General features: G+C 37.2%; 14 protein-coding genes. 6 read left to right on the top strand and 8 right to left on the bottom strand.

Going from position 1 to position 20080, the window contains the following annotated elements:
- Positions 1 to 28: 28 nt before the first annotated feature.
- Entirely contained in the window at positions 29 to 832 is an 804-nt protein-coding gene (gene miaE, locus CIK00_RS01075; RefSeq protein ID WP_101767080.1) for a tRNA isopentenyl-2-thiomethyl-A-37 hydroxylase MiaE, read from the bottom strand.
- Between the two features lie 92 nt (positions 833 to 924).
- Positions 925 to 1686 (bottom strand): DNA repair protein, encoded by a 762-nt coding sequence (locus CIK00_RS01070; protein WP_101767079.1) that lies wholly within the window; start codon positions 1684 to 1686, stop codon positions 925 to 927.
- Between the two features lie 504 nt (positions 1687 to 2190).
- On the opposite strand from CIK00_RS01070, the gene cysB reads away from it, so the two are divergent.
- Entirely contained in the window at positions 2191 to 3165 is a 975-nt protein-coding gene (gene cysB / locus CIK00_RS01065; protein WP_101767078.1) for an HTH-type transcriptional regulator CysB, read from the top strand.
- Between the two features lie 121 nt (positions 3166 to 3286).
- Entirely contained in the window at positions 3287 to 4492 is a 1206-nt protein-coding gene (locus tag CIK00_RS01060; RefSeq protein WP_101767077.1) for a methyltransferase, read from the top strand.
- Positions 4493 to 4536: 44 nt separating this feature from the next.
- On the opposite strand, the gene CIK00_RS01055 is transcribed toward CIK00_RS01060, so the two are convergent.
- Positions 4537 to 6507 carry a putative bifunctional diguanylate cyclase/phosphodiesterase gene (locus CIK00_RS01055; RefSeq protein WP_101767076.1) on the bottom strand — a complete coding sequence of 657 codons (1971 nt, stop codon included), beginning with the start codon at positions 6505 to 6507 and terminating at the stop codon, positions 4537 to 4539.
- A gap of 192 nt (positions 6508 to 6699) precedes the next feature.
- The gene (gene tyrP / locus CIK00_RS01050) at positions 6700 to 7914 is read right to left on the bottom strand and encodes a tyrosine transporter TyrP (protein WP_101767075.1); all 1215 of its coding nucleotides are present in this window, start codon (positions 7912 to 7914) and stop codon (positions 6700 to 6702) included.
- Positions 7915 to 8337: 423 nt separating this feature from the next.
- On the opposite strand from tyrP, the gene CIK00_RS01045 reads away from it, so the two are divergent.
- The 4 genes from CIK00_RS01045 to adiA all read left to right on the top strand — a co-directional run bounded on the left by CIK00_RS01045 (position 8338) and on the right by adiA (position 14578).
- Positions 8338 to 9555 (top strand): CinA family nicotinamide mononucleotide deamidase-related protein, encoded by a 1218-nt coding sequence (locus CIK00_RS01045; protein ID WP_101767074.1) that lies wholly within the window; start codon positions 8338 to 8340, stop codon positions 9553 to 9555.
- Positions 9556 to 9763: 208 nt separating this feature from the next.
- Complete coding sequence (locus tag CIK00_RS01040) at positions 9764 to 10606, top strand: META domain-containing protein (protein WP_101767073.1); 843 nt, start codon at positions 9764 to 9766, stop codon at positions 10604 to 10606.
- A 302-nt stretch (positions 10607 to 10908) separates the two neighbouring features.
- Entirely contained in the window at positions 10909 to 12231 is a 1323-nt protein-coding gene (gene potE, locus CIK00_RS01035) for a putrescine-ornithine antiporter (protein ID WP_101767072.1), read from the top strand.
- Between the two features lie 55 nt (positions 12232 to 12286).
- Positions 12287 to 14578, top strand: a complete 2292-nt coding sequence (gene adiA, locus CIK00_RS01030) for an arginine decarboxylase (RefSeq protein WP_101767071.1) — start codon at positions 12287 to 12289, stop codon at positions 14576 to 14578.
- A gap of 72 nt (positions 14579 to 14650) precedes the next feature.
- Here adiA and yfaE read toward each other — a convergent pair whose 3' ends face one another.
- The 4 genes from yfaE to ubiG form a co-directional block, all read right to left on the bottom strand.
- Positions 14651 to 14947: a class I ribonucleotide reductase maintenance protein YfaE gene (gene yfaE, locus CIK00_RS01025; protein WP_101767070.1), complete on the bottom strand. Its 297-nt coding sequence runs from the start codon at positions 14945 to 14947 to the stop codon at positions 14651 to 14653.
- The gene (gene nrdB, locus CIK00_RS01020; RefSeq protein ID WP_101767069.1) at positions 14944 to 16077 is read right to left on the bottom strand and encodes a class Ia ribonucleoside-diphosphate reductase subunit beta; all 1134 of its coding nucleotides are present in this window, start codon (positions 16075 to 16077) and stop codon (positions 14944 to 14946) included. The genes yfaE and nrdB overlap by 4 nt, the downstream gene beginning before the upstream one ends.
- A gap of 46 nt (positions 16078 to 16123) precedes the next feature.
- Complete coding sequence (gene nrdA / locus CIK00_RS01015; protein WP_101767068.1) at positions 16124 to 18391, bottom strand: class 1a ribonucleoside-diphosphate reductase subunit alpha; 2268 nt, start codon at positions 18389 to 18391, stop codon at positions 16124 to 16126.
- Between the two features lie 498 nt (positions 18392 to 18889).
- Entirely contained in the window at positions 18890 to 19600 is a 711-nt protein-coding gene (gene ubiG, locus CIK00_RS01010) for a bifunctional 2-polyprenyl-6-hydroxyphenol methylase/3-demethylubiquinol 3-O-methyltransferase UbiG (protein WP_101767067.1), read from the bottom strand.
- Positions 19601 to 20080: the final 480 nt, after the last annotated feature.

Raw genomic sequence — 20080 nt, 5'->3', positions numbered from 1 at the left:
TGTAGGTGCTACACGTGATCTTATGATTTTAAACACAAGCGTTGGTGGTGACAGGAAGACCACTGTGAAACCGGAATGTATCATCAGGCGTCATAATTAATTCTGCTTCTTTGCTACCAATTGCTCGAATGCGATCGGCAATATTTGTTCCAGCGATTTTTTCAGCCAGTGTCAGGTAATCTTGATAATGGCGTGCTTCTGAGCGTAATAACGAGATATAAAACTTCTTCAGCTCTGGATCTAAATAAGGAGCAAGTTTAGCGAATCGCTCACAAGAACGTGCTTCTATGTATGCACCGACAATAAGCTTATCGATTAAGGTTGCTGGTTCATGAGTACGTACGGCTTTCATTAACCCTTTGGCATAACGTCCAGCATGAAGGTTGCTATAAGGGATACCACGCTTATCCATAATCTCTAACACTTGTTCAAAGTGATGAAATTCTTCTTTTATTAGCCGCACCATTTTATCGATCAATTCTTGGCCATGAGAAAAATCACTGCGAGGCGTGAGTGGGGCGAGTAGGCCATTTTTCTTACTGTGAAAATGGGCTGTTGAGCGGTTATTTCCACCATAAACGAAATCTTCATAAGGTTTCGCCCATGCCATTAGTGCCTCACCACTTTGTTTCTCGACGGCATATTTACGCACCATAAACATGGCCGTCTGACTTGCTTTAAGCTCACAATTACAATGATCGACCAATAATGGGATCAGATTTTCAGGTTTAATCGCTTCTTTGATCCAGCTATCAGGGGTGCCACATTGAAGAAATTGATTGATAGGTTTAAGTAATTCATTAACCATGTGTTGAGTGCTATCGATATTCATAAGGCATATCTTTTTTATTGTTATTGATGACGTAAAAAAGGCCGCTATTGCGACCTTTATCGTTGTGTTATTTTAAGACAAAGGGAATTAAATCACCATTTCCGTTTTGGTTGGAATAATACATCTAATTCATCATTATCTTTATCGAGTAATTGTTGTCGTTCTTGTTCACTACTGACACTAATATTATTATCAATTTCACTCAGCATATATTGAAGTTTCTGCTGGGCTTTAGTCGCATAATCATCATTACGAGAAGATAGAACATCAATGCCTTTTTTTAGTAATTGTTTGGCTGTTCCAAATTGACGTTTTAAGCGGGCATCGTTAGCTCGTTTCACAACATTTTCAATATTAATTCTTAATTGCATGTTTTCTAAGCGTGTATTTTCAATAACGTAGGCTTGAGTCGCAATTCGACCTTTACCATGCTCGCTTTTAATTACATTTTTTAATCGTTTAACCAGTTGGAGCATACCAATGGCTTGACGATCAGAATTTGGGACTTGAAAAGAGACAATATTAGATTGGTCAAAATGTGTTTCGAGGTGTGTTAATTGTTCGCTTACGTGATGGATACGTTGTTTTAGTGAACGGTCTTTAGTGTCAACTTCAGCAATCGTTTCTAGAGCATAAAGAATTCGTCGATTAAGACACACTAAGAGTTCTTTACTATAGGGTAAATGACTAGCGTTACTTATAAGTTCTTCTGTGGCGTCAATGATTGATACTTGCTTAGCCAATTCTTGTTGTTTAGCACTTTCTAGTCGCTGACGGTATTGAATGATTATATTGTAACCAACAATTAAAATGAGTAGCAGGCTGATTAAGCCAATGATAAGAGGAATACTCATAAAATGTGTCTATCTTCTAAAGTTGATATAGTATCAATGAAGATACACTATCTCGTTGTTTGGTGGTAGTTTGTTAGTAAAAAATGCTAACTAATTAATGCTACAGAGAAAGATATGGCTTTTTAAATTAAATGCTTTGTTTTTATTCTAAGTTTACTTCAATATACAGAGTTATAGAGTAAATATAGCGTAATTTATAGAAGATAAAACGATTTTTACGGAATATTTTTAGATAATAATATTATTATTTCTCTCCTATTTTTAACATATTATTTAATATAATTAAACGCTCATATGTTAGCGTATGTTTGTGCATTGCCTTATGCCTGTTTGATTGTGGAAGTGTATTTCTATAATTAAAAGTAAATTAATACTATGAAACAAGGCTAATTCAATATATAAAATATTTATTACATGGTTGCACGATCATGCTTTGAAATGAAAATCAGTAAATGAATTTATGGATAGGTGTGAAAGGTAACGGATTATTGATTGGGCGAGACCATGAAATTACAACAATTACGTTATATCGTTGAGGTCGTAAATCATAACCTTAATGTTTCTTCAACGGCAGAGAGTTTATATACTTCTCAGCCGGGTATTAGCAAGCAAGTGCGTTTATTAGAAGATGAATTAGGTATTCAAATTTTTGAACGTAGCGGTAAGCATTTAACTAAAGTGACGTCTGCTGGCGAAGAAATTGTACGCATTTCACGTGATATTTTATCACGAGTTGAGAGTATTAAAGCGGTTGCCGGCGAGCACACTCACCCTGAAATGGGTACGTTGAATATTGCAACAACGCATACCCAAGCTCGTTATGCACTGCCGCAGGTGATTCAAGGATTTACACGTCGATTCCCTAAAGTGTCATTACATATGCACCAAGGCACACCAACGCAAATTGCAGATGCTGTTGGTAAAGGTAATTCTGATTTTGCAATAGCAACAGAAGCATTACATTTATATCAAGATATGATTATGTTGCCTTGTTATTATTGGAATCGTTCTATTGTTGTACGTAAAGATCACCCTCTTGCGACTAAAAAAGTGATTACTATTCATGATTTAGCTGCTTACTCATTAGTGACTTATGTGTTTGGTTTTACAGGGCGTTCAGAACTTGATAGTGCCTTTAATCGTTCAGGCTTAACGCCAAAAATCGTTTTTACTGCAACAGACGCGGATGTTATTAAAACCTATGTACGTTTAGGTCTTGGTGTTGGGGTTATCGCAAGTATGGCGATGGATCCTGATGCTGATCATGATTTAGTCGCCATTGATGCTCGCCATATTTTTGAGTCAAGTATGACGATGATAGGCTTTAAGAAAGGCACTTTTTTACGTACTTATATGTATGATTTTATAGAGCGTTTTGCGCCTCATCTTACGCGTAATGTTGTTGATCAAGCTATAGCATTAAAAAATGCAGCAGAAATAAATAATATGTTTGCTTCAATGGATTTACCGATTAGATAATATAATCTGTTGTTAGCCTGATTCATAACCGCTAGTGATGGCGGTTTTTTTATTTGATTAATGTGTAAGTCGTTAGCTTGGTATACACTAGCCTCCAATTTTGGTGGGTTAATGGTTGTTTATGTCTAACTACGTTGAGCTTTTTCATCGTCTTGATGCATTATTGGTAAAGAATCGTCATTTTTGGCAGTTTATGCCGTTTGCTGAACGTGGGTTTGTTTGGCATCAAAATTTGCCGTTTTGTCAGTGGTTAATGGCATTAGATGACAATCAGTTACAGTTGTTAGGGGATGATATTCATGCATTAACGGCAGCATTAATGCCATGGATTGAAGACGCCGAGGTGCTAACTCAACTTGCAACTGAAATACAGCCATTAGCGCGTACGAAAACATTCATACCCCAAGGTTTTGATAGCGGTATTCCCGGACGAAAATGGCAACAAATTATCGCTTTTAATGAGGTATTACCAGCATTAGGTTTACCATGGTTAGAATGGTGTGCGGGTAAAGGGTATCTTGGGCGTGTATTGGCGATATCACATCAACAGCCAGTCACGAGCCTTGAATGGCAACAGCAATTATGTATCGACGGTGAGCAAGCCGCAAAACAATTACAATTAAACATTAATTTTGTTCATGCCGATGCATTTAGCGCAGATAGTGATGAGGCTATTGTTACTAATCAACATGCGGTTGCGTTACATGCCTGTGGTGATTTGCATGTGTCATTATTAGAGCGAGTGGTTGCTAAAAAAGTGGCCGCAGTCAGTATTTCACCTTGTTGTTATCATTTAATCCGCCAGTCACATTATCAGCCAATGTCGGCAGTTGCTAAAACAAGCACATTGGTTTTATCTAAACATGATTTACGGCTCCCATTACAAGAAACGGTTACTGCGGGTAATCGAGTAAAACAGTTACGATTTGTGGAAGTAAGCTTTCGTTTAGGATTTGATTTATTACAACGTGAATTAAGCCAAACGGATATTTACCTTTCTGTCCCTAATGTACAAAAAGCATTATTGACGCAAGGTTTTAAAGCGTTTTGTCAGTGGGCTGCCGCAAGAAGAGGTGTGCAGTTACCTGAGAACATTGATTTTGATGAGTGGCAACGTCAGGGTGAAAAGCGATTTAGAATTACAGAAAGAATGGAACTTGTTCGGCAATTATTTAGACGACCACTTGAAATTTGGCTCGCCTTGGATCGTGCTTGTTTTCTTGAAGAGCAAGGATATGACGTCATGATTGGCTCATTTTGTGATAAACCTATAACGCCCCGTAATTTATTGATTCATGCTGAACGGCGTGATCGGATGCATTTATAATTAAATATTCCCTATCAAATTAATGATAGGGAAATAATTATTATTTAGAAGGGTAGTGATGTCGGAGTATTCATTAAGGTCGTGTGGAAATATTTTTTTTCAAGTTCATGTACTGGCATCGGTTTACTAAAGAAATATCCTTGGCAATAATCAAAACCACATTGATTGATATAATCAAGTTGGACTTGTGTTTCTACACCTTCAGCGACAACTTTTAAATTTAGCTTTTCACAGATAGCTTTGGTCGCTTCAATAATAACTTTATTACTTGTGTGTTTGCCTTGAACAAAACTTTGGTCAAGTTTAACCGTGCTAATAGGTAGCTCATGAAGTTGTGATAGTGAGGAATAACCCGTACCAAAATCATCTAAATATAATTCAATTCCCATTGCCGCTAATGCATCAAGACAAGGTTTGGTTTCACAGTAATCTTGTAGCATGGCTGATTCTGTGATTTCTAATGCGAGTTGTGCTGGATTAACATTATATTGGCTAATAATTTGCTCAATAGTTTGCGCAAGGCTTGGTTGTAATTGTGCTCGTGATAAATTGATGCTGATAATAAAAGATTGATTATAATGTTGGGTCCAATAGGCCAGTTGTTGACAAGCATTGTGTAAAATCCATAATCCTAGCGGAACAATTTGCCCCGTCTCTTCTGCTAATGGAATAAACTCAGCGGGTGAAACTTGACCTAGTGAATCATCATGCCAGCGGATCAATGCTTCAAAACCTTTTAATTGTTGGTTTTTTAAATTAACAATAGGTTGATAATACAGCTCAAAATCATGATTCTCTAACGCTTGTGATAAATGATGACGTAAGGTCATTTTACGATATAACGCATCGGCCATTTCTTGTAAAAATGGATAATAACAATTTCGGCCACGTTGTTTAGCGCGGTGCATTGCCATATCTGCTTGTGTTACCAGCGTATCAAAATTATTGGCATCATCAGGATAATTTGCAGTACCAATACTGCAACTGATAGAGAGTTCACCAATATCTTTAATATGAAAAGGACGATTTAAGGTTTTTATTATTTGATCTGTAAAATCAGGGATAGTGGTATAATTACGCTTCTCTATTTGAATAATAAATTCATCACCGCCAAAACGGGCAACAAGACCTTTGTCTTTGACAATATTTAATAATCGTATTGCGACTGCGCGTAATAATTTATCACCAACGGCATGACCATAAGAATCATTAACCAGTTTGAAACCATCAAGATCAAGAAACAGTAAACTATAATGAGATAGATGATGATGACTGGCTTTTAATGCTGCAGAAACACCACGACGATTCATTAAACCTGTAAGAAAATCATGCTCAGCATTATATTTTTCTTTGTTGATTTTTTCTTTATCTTTGGTGACATTGATTAATTGCAATAATAGTTGTGAGTTATTATTGAGCCATTTTGCTTCAATATCAAACCAATGATGACCTTGTCCTGTCCAACATAAGCGATTGCATTTGAAATTATTATCTTTTTTTGTCTCTTCTAACCATTGCTGAGAAATATTTGTATCGCCAATAAACTCAGAGAGATCGATTAAATTGTCGCCATAATTATTTAAAAAAGCATTATTAGCACTGATAAAGTTACCGTTACTCGAAAAAAGTAATGATAAATTTGAGCAATCGGAGAATGCAAGATCATGGCGTAATGAAGACTCATCAGCAATGACTTCAACCAGCATGGCCATACGATCATTCTCAATAGGGATCCCTGAAAATAAGCAGAGTGTATTTTTGGCGATTTTTCTAGGGTGAAAATTCCACCAAGTTTTAATGACTTTATTTGCTTTGAATGCTTGTTGGTATTCTAAGAATGTTGCAGCGACAGCCGCTGACATATCTTGGCTAAAATCACGATTTAAGAGTTCTTCAATTGATGTTGCTTCCCATAAACGCAGTGATTTATCATTTGCCCATAGGATTTTTTTATTATCGATATCAAAGACCCAGATTGGATTTTGGAGATAATATAACAGTGAGAATGGATCCATCTCCAACTTCTTTCTTTGTATTTATGTGCTAATTTGCAAAATGATAACTGAAATAATGCTAGTAAAGTATATATTTATGGTGATTGCGTGATATTGGTTCATTTTTTAATATGATTTTTATGGTTTATTGTGCCGTTTAGATAAATGACAAGGATAGTAATATTCTTGTCATTTATGTGCTGCGGATAATGATTAACCTACCGCGGGTATTATTCCAACCATTTGTAATAACTGGGCTGTGATAATAATAATACCGGTGATGGTTACAATAGCTAAAGACAGTGAACCACCTTTTACAATATACCCTGATGGATTGTTTGTTGTTTGTTGTGCTTTACGCTGTGCGCTAACCATGGCAACGGGTAGGAATATTGCCAGAATAACCAATGAAATAGCAGCGTAGCCTAATGCCATAATAAATCCTTGAGGATAAAAAATAGCAAATGCGAGTGGTGGTAAAAAGGTGATTAGCGCAGTTTGTCCTCGTCCAATTAAGTGATTGCCACGATTAAGTGTATCCGCTAGAAAATCAAACAGTCCTAAGCTGACACCAAGGAAGGAGGTCGCAAGTGCTAAATCTGCAAAGATAGAGACAGATTGACCTACCATCGGGTTATGCAGTAATTGACTTAAACTGCCAATAAATGCCCCAAGTGTACTGTTCGCCATTAATTGTGGTTGACTCATTATTCCTTGGCTTGCTAATTGCCATAAAATATATACGACTAGTGGTAGCGCAGAGCCAAAGATCATTATTTTTTTCAGTACTTTGATATCGATTCCAATGTAACGAACAATGGAAGGAATGCTACCGTGAAAGCCAAAAGAAGTAAAAATAACCGGTAATGCAGACAGAATTAAGCCTTTTTCAATGGGCATATTAACGAGATGTTGCCCTTGAATATGAGGTAGCAGCAGTCCAAGCATTAGCGCAAGTGCAATTACTTTTGCGCTGAAAAGGATACGGTTAACGATATCAACACTGTGGGTGCCTATTGATACCACACTGGCAATAATAAGCGTAAACACCACCGCTCCAACTTGAGGGGCAATAGTTGTTCCTGTCCACGTTGATATTCTTTCACTTAACTGGCTACCACCACCTGCGATGTAAGCTGCACATAATGCATAAAATAAAAAGAACATGGCTAATGTTGCGATAGTTTGACCTTTACGACCTAATAATTGGAGTGCCAATGTATTGAGTGTTGCGGAAGGATCTGCATGTTGATGGATTTCTAACATTAATAATGCGGTGTAGGTCATTAACGCCCAAATACCAACCATGATAATTGTTGCGGTAGTGAATCCTAATCCTGCGGAGGCAAGAGGAAGGGCTAGCATACCAGCACCAATTGTAGTGCCTGCAATGATCAGCATACTGCCGAATGTTTTATTTAAAGACATGATTATGTCACTCCCTGAAGGATAAGAACTTAACGTGGGAGGGGGTATAAATACACCTGTGGTCGCTCCCTATATATAAAGAAGGCCACAATGGCATAATCGAGATGAAGTGTTTTAAAATGTTTACACCTAGATTGAGCCACTGTGGCTATCGATAGGCAGTCTTAGGATGGGTAGTTTGCACGTTTATTCTCTCTAAGCTAGGTGTAATTGCAAATTAATAATATTTTGCTGTTGTTCGTTACATTAACGATAGAGTTTATAACTGTCAACTTATCTTTATTGTGTAAATAATTGTATACACCTATTCTGGCGATTTAACAAAAAAATCAATAATAATGGTGATGCATAATATTCTGTCCATGGCGTAGGGTTCAGCATAAACTATAAAAAATCAGCAATATTTTATAGGGAATAACAACCATGCTTAGTGTCGTAATGATCAGTACAGGTGAAGAAGTACTATATGGGGATATTACCGATACTAATGCGGCATGGTTATCAGCTCAGTTGTTTGAACAAGGTTTTGCGATGACGCGCCGTGTGACTGTGGGTGATAACTATGAAGCATTAGCTAAAGAAATTGAAATGTGTAGTTTAAGTGCGGATATTGTGATTGTTAATGGCGGTTTAGGGCCAACATCTGATGATCTTACTGCTGCTTCTGCGGCAATGGCGGCTAATGTTGGTCTTGAGCAATCAAATGCCTGGGTCGATGAAATGACGGCCAAGTATAAGCAAGTGGGAAGAGTGATGCCTGCGGCTAATCTTAAACAAGCGATGTTACCCGAAGGTGCTGAATTAATTGATAACCCTGTTGGTACTGCTTGTGGTTTTATGATGCAGTTAAATCGTGCGTGGTTATTTTTTACGCCTGGTGTACCAAGTGAATTTAAAGTTATGGTGAATGATCAAATCTTACCGCGTTTGAAGACCATGTTTAATGTAACAAATAGCAAAGTCTGTCATCGTCTTTACACTTATGGTCTGTCTGAATCGGGTATTAGTGATCTGTTTCAATCTTTAACATTACCAGAAACATGTAGTTTAGGTTATCGCTCATCGTTGCCCTTTATCGAAATAAAATTATTTGCACCACAAGATGACTGTCAGGTACCGATATTATTGGGAAATATGATTGAATTGCTTGGTGATAATATTGTCGGTGAGGGCTGTGATTTACTAAATACCATTGCTAATTTATTAACTGATGATGCAACGTTAGTATTATCAGAACAAAGCTCTGGTGGCTTTGCCGTTAATTGGTTACAAGATGTATCATCATTAAGTGCTCGATTAGTTGTGAGTGAAGTTATGGCTGATAGTATCGATGAGCAGGCTTGTGTCGAAGAATTATCGACCTTAATTGCGTTACGAGCACAGAGATTACATCTACATGCTCCCGCAACATATACACTAACGACTGGTCCATCATTAACTGAAGGTGGTTTTATGTTAGGTCTTTCAACCCCTGATGGTTGCTGGTGTCAGCAGCTAATGTTTAAGCGTCAATATAATAATTATAATCGACGTTGGATTATCTCTACGGTACTTTTTGATATGTTACGCCGACATTTACAAGGTAAAGATGTGTTTGGCTGTTATGAATCACTTGATCGCGTTGCAAGTGAGCATTTATAAGGTTCTATAGTAATAATATGAGGTATTACTGTCATTTTTTGTTATTTTGAATGCTGTATTATTGTAATGATAAATGATAGGCTTTAACGAAAGACAGTTACTAACCGTAACATGTGTTATTACAACTATCGTTATAATCATGGTGAGTAACTCAAACATAAGCAGAGTAATTTCTTCAAATAAATATCCGTAAATTTAAGGAAAAATAATGGCTTTTAAATTAAAAAAAGTAGTAATAGCAACCTCAGTAATGTTATCAGCTTTAATGCTACAAGCATGTAATGATAATGAAGCGACTGTTAAGGCTCCTCAGCAAGCGACTGTTGTTGTTAAAGCAGAGAAAGCGGATATGAAACCATTAGAAGTAAATGTTATCTATTTAGATCGCCGTATGTTACCACCCGGTGCGGTATTAAATGTTGCTCTTGAAGATGTCTCTCTTGCTGACGCGCTATCAGTAACATTAAGTACTGAATCAATGGATATTGCGGGTGCTCCACCTTATCCTGTTACATTAAATTATGATGCGAATAAAATAAAAACTAACCACCGTTACAATGTAAGAGCAACGGTGAAAGTAAATGATAAATTGATCATGACTTCAACGTCAGCGATGGATCCGTTTGCAACTGATGCAAAACAGCCATTAGAGGTTAAATTAGATCGTGTTGCGCCACCTCAAAATGTAGCGCCACAAGCTAATCAACCCACACTTGCTGGGCCACAATGGCAATTAGTGACATTATCAGGCCAAGCGGTGAAACCTGGCGCTGGTGGCAATAATGCATTTATTCAGTTTGATGTAACAACGAATAGTGTTAATGGCTTTTCTGGCTGTAATAATTTCCACGGTGCATTAGAATCTCAAACAGCAACAACATTAACGATAGGCCAAGCAGCATCGACACGTAAAATGTGTATGGAAGGAATGGAATTAGAGCAAGCATTCTTAGTGGCATTGCCTGAATTTGCTAGCTATAGCATTAATAATAATACATTAAGCATTAAAAATAATAACGATAATGTTATTGCTACATTTAAAATAAAATAATGTTGTAATAAAAAATATATTATAGCGTATAGAAGGAAATTTCTTTTATACGCTTTTTTTTTGTGGATATTAATTGTTGAATATTAAATAAATAACAAAGTTACTTAGTTCAGAAAATAGAAATACGCAAAAAAAAACTTATTTAATTATATATAGGTAAAACATTAGAATATATCATTAACAAATAAACCTACCTTCATATTTTAAATTATACTTATTTCGATATAACACAGTGATGGGTAATTCCATATAAATAATAGTGTTTTAAATGTAATTAAATAAGCTATAAGGTAGTTCACGTTATGAGTTCAAATAATAACAAAATGGGACTAATGGGATTAACGACCATTGTGACCGTTAATATGATGGGATCGGGGATAATATTATTACCCTCAAGTTTAGCCGCAACAGGAGGGATAGCTTTACTTGCATGGGTTGTTACTGCCATTGGTGCATTAGCGATTGCTTATGCATTTGCTAAATGTGGCATGTATTGTACGGATGATGGCGGTATGTCCGCTTATGCAGAAAAAGCACATGGTAAATCCAGTTTTTTTATTGCCTCTTATACTTACTATGTGTGTCTTGTTATTAGTGCTGTAGCCATCGCAGTGTCATGTGTCGGCTACTTGGAATATTTTATTCCGTGGTTAAAAGAAACACCAATACATACTTTTGTTGGTGTTATTTCTATTTTAATTATTACTATGTTTGCCAATGTTAAGGGCGCGAAAATAACCGGACAAATATCTACAATAACGGTATGGGGTATTATTATTCCAGTGTTGGGTTTATCCATTATTGGCTGGTTTTGGTTTGATGCTAAAGTGTTTGAAGAAGCTTGGAATCCGCATGATATCTCGGCTGGCAGTGCAATTTATTCGGGTATGGCACTCACATTATGGGCCTTTTTAGGTATTGAATCAGCAGGTGCTAACTCGGGTACGGTTGAAAATCCAAAACGTAATGTGCCATTAGCATGTATGTTGGCGACTGTATTTTCTGCGGCAACCTATATTGCTTCCACAACCGTTATTCAAGGCATTATTCCCAATGAAGTATTAGCGAAATCAGATTCTCCTTTTGGGCTTGTTTTTGCACAAATGTTTAGCCCATTAGTCGGTGAAATTATTACCGCAATGGCAATCATGGCTTGTTTAGGATCATTGCTTGGGTGGCAATTTACTAATGCGCAGGTTTCTAAAGTGGCTGCGGATATGCGTTTATTTCCCAAAATTTTTGGCGATGTGAATAAATATGATGCGCCATTTAAAGGTATGATGATTATGTTAGCCTTTGAGTTAATCCTTGCCATTATGACTATTTCCCCAACCTTATTAAAACAATTCAATGTATTAGTGAACTTAGCCGTATTTATAAATATGGTGCCTTATGTATTAGCATTAACTGCACTCGGTATTATTATGAAGAATGCAGATGTTAATCAAAAAGAATATAACAACGGTATTATTATTGGTTCAGTTGCCGTTCTATATAGTATATATGGTGCATATTCTACTGGTGAGGTGGCTGTATTCTATGGCGCTATCATTACGTTACTGGGTTATTTCTTTTATGGGTTTATTGCTAGTCGTGAAGCGGTAAATAATAAAGTGTCATCGTAAGTTTTATTGTATTAAACGAAATCTTAATTATTAATCTTAAAGTAAAGGATTGTATATGTTGAATTATGGTAAGCATATGAGAGTATTAATTTTTGATAATTCTCAGGCTACGGGGGTGGTTGCAAATGCCATTGACCGTTTAGTTGAACAATTTGAAGATGAATCAATTATTGTCGCCAAAGCATCTACCTACGATGATTGTTATTCAATGCTTAATGTTAATATGGCTGTTGATTGCTTTATGTTGACCTCAAGCATGACGGGACAGCAACAAGAAGAGAATGATATGTTCTTTTCACTGATTGAAAAATTAAATCAACGTCAGCAAGGTGTTCCAGTTTTCTTACTTGCAGAACGTAAGAAAATGACCTTAACAGTTGATCGTCATTTGATGTCATTAGTGAGTGAGTTTGCATGGATTCTAGAAGATACCTCTGATTTTATGGCGGGTAGGGCAATTGCTGCCATGAAACGTTATCGTGATCAGTTATTACCGCCGCTCGCCAATGCAATGATGAAGTACGACAGTATTCATGAATATTCATGGGCGGCACCGGGTCATCAAGGTGGGGTCGGTTTTCTAAAAACACCTGAAGGTCAGCGGTTCTATAATTATTATGGGGAAGGGCTGTTCCGCTCAGATATGGGTATTGAGCGTGGTTCGCTGGGTTCATTACTCGATCACACTGGAGCATTTGGTGAAAGTGAAGATTATGCAGCTAAAGTCTTTGGTGCTGATAAATCTTATTCATTGGTAACAGGTACATCTGGTGCAAACCGTACCATCATGCAAATTTGTATGAGAGAAAACACCTTAGCAATTTGTGATAGAAATTGTCATAAGTCGATAGAGCAGGGGTTAATGTTAACCGGGGCATTACCTGTTTATATGGTGCCAACCCGTAATCGTTACGGCATTATTGGACCGATTTATCCTGATCAAATGTCGCCTGAAGGTCTAAAAAAATCGGCACAAAGTAGTGAGTTAACAAAACATCTTGCGGGTGGAATGGCAACATATGCGGTGGTGACAAACTGTACTTATGATGGCTTATGCTATAACGCAAAACGAGCCCAAGATATTTTAAGCGAGAGTAGTAATCGTATTCACTTTGATGAAGCATGGTATGGCTACGCGCGTTTTAATCCTATTTATACCGATCACTTTGCAATGCGTGGCGAGCCACAAGAGACCCCTGATGATGGCCCGACGGTGTTTGCAACCCATTCAACCCATAAATTATTGAATGCACTGTCTCAAGCCTCGTGGATCCATGTCCGTAATGGTAAAGATCATATTAGTTTTGAGCGTTTTAACCAGTCATACATGATGCATGCAACCACATCACCACTGTATGCTATCAGTGTTTCAAACGATATTGCTGTCTCACAAATGGACGGTAATCGTGGTGAATCATTAACTAATGAAGTCATTAAAGAAGCGGTTGATTATCGTCAAGCAATGGGACGCTTGCATCGAGAATTTGTTGCTGATGGTGATTGGTTCTTTAAACCATGGAATGCGGAATCTATTGTTGATCCTGAAACCGGGGTTGAATATGGTTTTGAAGATGCGCCGGCAGAATTATTGGCTACTAACCAAGATTTTTGGATCATGAAACCAGGCGATAAATGGCATGGTTTCGACGATATTCCAAAAGATTGGTGCATGCTTGATCCCATTAAGGTCAGTATTTTAGCACCAGGAATGGGAGATGACGGTAAATTACTTGATACAGGTGTACCTGCCGCGTTAGTGACCCAATATTTAACCCGTTTTGGTATTGTGCCAACCCGTACCACTGATTTTCAAGTGATGTTCTTATTCTCAATGGGGATAACCAAAGGTAAGTGGGCAACGTTAGTGAATACGTTACTGAGTTTCAAAACCCATTATGATAATAATACCCCATTGAAATCAGTGTTACCTGATCTCGCCGCGAGTCACCCAAAAGTATATGGTGATTTAGGGCTTAAAGACTTGGGTGATAAGATGTTTACTTATTTGAAAACGCATACGCCATCTGAAATGTTAAATGCGGCTTATTCGACCTTACCTAAGGCTGATATTACACCACGAGCAGCATTTGAAGCGATAGTGGATGATAATGTTGAAATGGTGCCATCCAATAAACTCCAAGGGCGTATTGCTGCAAATGCCGTTATTCCTTATCCACCGGGTATTCCGATGCTAATGTCTGGTGAGAACTTTGGTGATGCCAATAGCCCTCAAATCGGTTATTTGCACAGTTTAGAAATTTGGGATAAAGAATTCCCAGGCTTTGAACATGAAACGGAAGGGACTGAAGTTGAAGATGGTGTTTATCATGTAATGTGTGTGAAGTAGTTAGCTACACCACTGACAGACAATAAAAAATAGCTCTTTATTGTTTATCTTGATCAAAATAATCAGATAACGTTAAAGGGCTATTTTAGTTTTAGTTGGTTGTTGAGTATTTAATTGGTAATCAAAACTAATTTCAATATTCTGTTGTGGAAGAGAACAACAACTTAATATTTCATTTGGACCAATGAAAGCCAGCGCATCTTGTTGTGTGACAGCACCTGAGATGAGTTTACAGCGACAAGCACCACACATGCCATTGCGACATTGATATTCAGGTTTAATACCCGCTTTTTCTAACTGGGTTAATAAAGGTTCATGGCGATTGCCACAAACCTTAATACCATTAACCGTAATGGTTAATTGACTCACAATTCAAAATCACCAAGATCATCAGCGCTAATGTCATTGTCAATTTGACCAACAAGGTATGAGCTGATTTCAGCTTCCTGAGGCGCAACTTGAACGTTATCTGATGATAACCAAGAGTTGATCCATGGAATTGGATTTTGATTGGCACCGTCATAAGCAGAACGTAGACCAACAGCGGCCATGCGCAAATTAGTAATATATTCGACGTATTGGCATAAAATTTCTTTGTTTAAGCCAATCATAGAGCCATCTTTGAATAGGTATTCTGCCCATTCTTTTTCTTGCTCTGCTGCAGCTTTAAAGATGTTGAAACATTCTTCTTCACATTCAGCAGCAATGATTGCCATTTGTGGATCGTCATGGCCATTACGTAACAAGTTCAACATATGTTGAGTACCTGTTAAGTGTAATGCTTCATCTCGTGCAATTAGCTTAATGATTTTTGCATTACCTTCCATCACTTCACGCTCAGCGAAAGCAAATGAACAAGCAAAACTGACATAGAAACGAATTGCTTCCAATGCGTTAACAGACATTAAGCACAGGTAAAGTTTCTTTTTGATTTCATGTAAATCGACGGTGAAAGCAATACCATTAGCTGAATGTTGACCTTCACCGTAACGGTGGTAATCATTGGTTGCTACGATTAAATCATCATAGTATTTAGAAATATCACCAGCACGCTTAATAATATGTTCATTACGCACAATATCATCAAAAATAATCGATGGGTTATTGACGATATTACGAATGATATGAGTATAAGAACGTGAATGGATCGTTTCTGAAAACGACCATGTTTCAATCCATGTTTCTAATTCTGGTAGCGAAACGATAGGCAATAATGCAACGTTAGGGCTACGGCCTTGAATTGAATCAAGTAGCGTTTGGTATTTTAAATTACTGATGAAAATATGTTTTTCATGATCTGGTAAATTATTGTAATCAATGCGATCACCAGAAACATCAACTTCTTCTGGACGCCAGAAAAAAGATAACTGTTTTTCGATAAGTTTTTCGAAAATTTCAAATTTTTGCTGGTCATAACGAGCAACATTCACAGATTGACCAAAGAACATAGGTTCTTTAAGTTGATCGTTACTTGTTTGACAAAAAGTACTGTAGGCCATGATATCCTCAAATCTAAAGGGAGCCATATGGCTCCCTTTTTAATGCTTAAATTTTACAACTTGTACAATCATCATCACTCAGGTCGCTTTGACTATCTGATGCACCATCTCGAGTGTTATGGTAGTAAAGTGTTTTAATGCCTAATTTATAAGCATTAAGCAGATCTTTTAGTAGCAGTTTCATTGGGATTCTGCCACCCGGTTGTCGACTCGGGTCATAGTTAGTATTTGCCGAGATAGACTGATCAATAAACTTCTGCATAATGCCAACAAGTTGTAGGTAGCCATCGTTACTGCCAATATTCCAAAGTAACTCATAGTTATCTTTGTATTTAGCGAACTCAGGAACAACTTGCTTGAGGATACCATCTTTTGATGCTTTAACGGAAACGTATCCACGTGGTGGTTCAATACCATTGGTCGCATTTGAAATTTGTGATGATGTTTCTGATGGCATCAATGCTGAAAGGGTTGAGTTACGCAGACCATGTGTCTTGATCTCTTCGCGTAATGTTTCCCAATCATAATGTAATTCTGCATTGCAAATATTATCGATTTCTTTTTTGTAAGTATCGATAGGCAAAATACCTTGTGAATACGTGGTCTCGTTAAATAACGGACAAGCGCCGTATTCTTTAGCTAGGTTCATTGATGCTTTCAATAAGTAGTATTGAATCGCTTCAAAAGCTTCATGGGTTAAGTTATTGGCACTACCATCTGAATAACGAACACCGTGTTTTGCTAAGTAGTAAGCAAAGTTAATTACGCCCACACCCAATGTACGGCGGTTCATTGTTGAACGACGAGCGGCAGGTAATGGGTAATCTTGGTAATCTAATAATGCATCTAGTGCTCGAACTGTCAGTTCAGCAAGCTCTTCTAAATCATCTAAGCTATCTATCGCACCTAAGTTAAATGCAGATAATGTACATAATGCGATTTCACCATCTTCATCTTCAACATTCTTTAATGGCTTGGTTGGTAGCGCAATTTCAAGGCATAGATTTGATTGACGAATAGGTGCAACAGCCGGATCAAACGGGCTGTGTGTATTACAGTGGTCAACGTTTTGAATATAGATTCGACCTGTAGACGCACGTTCTTGCATCAACAATGAGAATAGTTCAATCGCTTTAATAGATTGTTTTTTAATGCTGTCGTCTTGTTCATACAAGTTATATAAGCGTTCAAATTCAACTTGATCAGCAAAAAATGTATCGTATAAACCAGGAACGTCAGAAGGAGAGAACAAAGAAATGTTCTGGCCTTTGATTAAACGGGTATACATTAATTTATTAATCTGTACACCGTAGTCCATATGACGAACGCGGTTTTCTTCAACACCACGGTTGTTCTTTAGCACTAATAGTGATTCAACTTCACGGTGCCAAATAGGGTAGAACAATGTTGCAGCACCACCACGAACACCACCTTGAGAACAGCATTTAACTGCTGTTTGGAAGTATTTGTAGAAAGGAATACAACCGGTGTGGAATGCTTCACCGCCACGAATTTCAGAGCCTAATGCACGAATTCGACCCGCGTTAATACCAATGCCTGCACGTTGTGACACATAACGCACAATTGAGCTTGCAGTTGCGTTAATTGAATCAAGACTGTCATCACATTCGATCAGTACACATGAACTAAATTGACGTGTAGGTGTACGTACACCAGCCATGATTGGCGTTGGTAATGAAATTTTGAATGTTGATGAAGCATCATAAAAACGCTTAATGTAATCAAGACGGGTTTCTTTCGGGTATTTATTAAACAGTGCTGCTGCAATTAATAAATAAAGAAACTGTGCGCTTTCAAAAATCTCACCTGATACACGGTTTTGAACGAGGTATTTACCTTCAAGTTGCTTAACCGCAGCATAAGAGAAATTCATGTCGCGCCAGTGATCGATAAAGGTATCCATCACCGTAAATTCTTCTTCGGTGTAATCGTCTAATAGATGACTATCGTACTTACCTTTTTCAACTAAATTTTTAACATGGTTAAAAAGTGTTGGTGGCTCAAATTGACCATAGGCTTTTTTACGAAGATGGAAAATTGCCAATCGAGCAGCAAGGTATTGGTAGTCAGGTGTTTCTTCTGAGATCAGATCAGCAGCTGCTTTAATGATAGTTTCGTGAATATCATCAGTACGGATACCATCATAAAACTGGATGTGTGACTTTAGTTCTACTTGAGATACCGATACATTTTCTAGGCCTTCTGCAGCCCAGTCTATAACACGGTGAATTTTGTCGAGATCGATAAGTTCTTTACGACCGTTGCGCTTGGTAACTGTTAGTTGTTGAGTCATTTGTTATTATTTTCCCAGTTTTCCTTGCAGATGATATTTTTTTGTAATTTATCTATTAGATTAGCAAAGAATGTGAACTTTATTATAAATATAGTTATTCGGCAAAAACACTACATGTTGGGGTGTTGAGCGAAAGTGCTTACAAGATAGTGGTGAATGCGTGGTTTTGCAAGATGGTATTTTTTGACCAGCTGTGGATAACATGGGGATTTCAATAAAAAGTTAGTACCAACTTACTGATGTGGCGAATAGCATCAAATAGATAGTAAAAATCAATGCTTTTTCAGTTATTTTTTTAGATAAATAAAATTTATTTTTATTGCTTTTTTGGCTCGAATTTGAATCAAAAAAATGGTGGATTTTTAGCTAAATAAAGCATTAATAGTCCTTGATCTTACTGGGCTTTTTTGATCCTTAAAATTATAATAATCGTGGTATTTGTTAGCGGAATGTAGCTAAAGGAGAAAAAGTGATCTCCTTTAATATTGATAAGGTTAACTATAACGGCTTAATTGTATGAACGATATAATTGACATCAACTTTCTTACCAAGACTGTAGGTATTAGTGAGAGGGTTATAATGAAGTCCAATAATATGACGATCTTGTAATGGTGTTTGATCGACCATTGCGATTAACTCCGATGGGCGAATAAATTTTTGATGATCATGGGTACCTTTGGGCACTAATTTCATAACATGTTCAGCACCAACAATCGCAAATAGATACGATTTAATATTACGATTTAATGTTGAGAAGAAAACATGTCCACCAGGTTTAACCATTTTTGCACATGCCGCAATAACGGATGCGGGATCTGGGACATGTTCAAGCATTTCCATACAGGTCACGACATCGTAAGCGTCATGATGATGTTCAGCATGTTCTTCTGCTGTACATTGTACGTAGTCCAGTTTTGTTCCCGTTTCTAATGCATGTAATTTAGCTACCATTAAGGGCTCTTTACCCATATCAAGGCCAGTAACCTTTGCGCCTTCAATCGCCATGCTCTCAGCTAAAATGCCACCACCACAACCGACATCAAGGATTTTTTTACCAAATAAGCCATTGGCATTGTCAATAATGTAATTTAAACGTAACGGATTAATTTGGTGAAGGGGTTTAAATTCACCTTCAAAATCCCACCAACGAGAAGCTATTTGTTCAAATTTTTCGATTTCTGCAAGGTCAACATTACGCGATTTGGTCATTTTAGTGGTGCCATTTTCCTTAATTGATATTTGCTATTATGCGAAATAAAGTGGTAGTTGCAAAGGATAACTGTGACAAGTTTTAAGAGAAAATTTTGATATCTATAATAAATTGGGGATATGTACGCTAAGTACAATTGTACTATTTGGCGATATTTAAGTGTCACTCATTGAAACTGCTTATTGTGGCAGGAATCAATTCTGGGGTGAATACACCTCTGAACAAGGTAGTAATCGCCAGTATGAGCATTTAAATATATTTACCGATAATGATTGATATGCCAATTATGTTAATTGCTGCACCCATTATTTTATCCTCAGTGAGTTTATGTTTAAAGCATTGAATGTTTAATTGAACAATAGTGTTATTTAGACATCAATGAATTAGTCATAACGAAAATACAAACATCTTCTGAATGACGAATCATCAAATACAGTGTGCTCAATAATAATGATTAATAAACGGCCAAATGTCGCATT

This window comes from Photobacterium carnosum (genome assembly GCF_002849605.1).
GTDB lineage: Bacteria > Pseudomonadota > Gammaproteobacteria > Enterobacterales > Vibrionaceae > Photobacterium > Photobacterium carnosum.
This window is presented reverse-complemented; position numbering and strand designations above follow the sequence as displayed.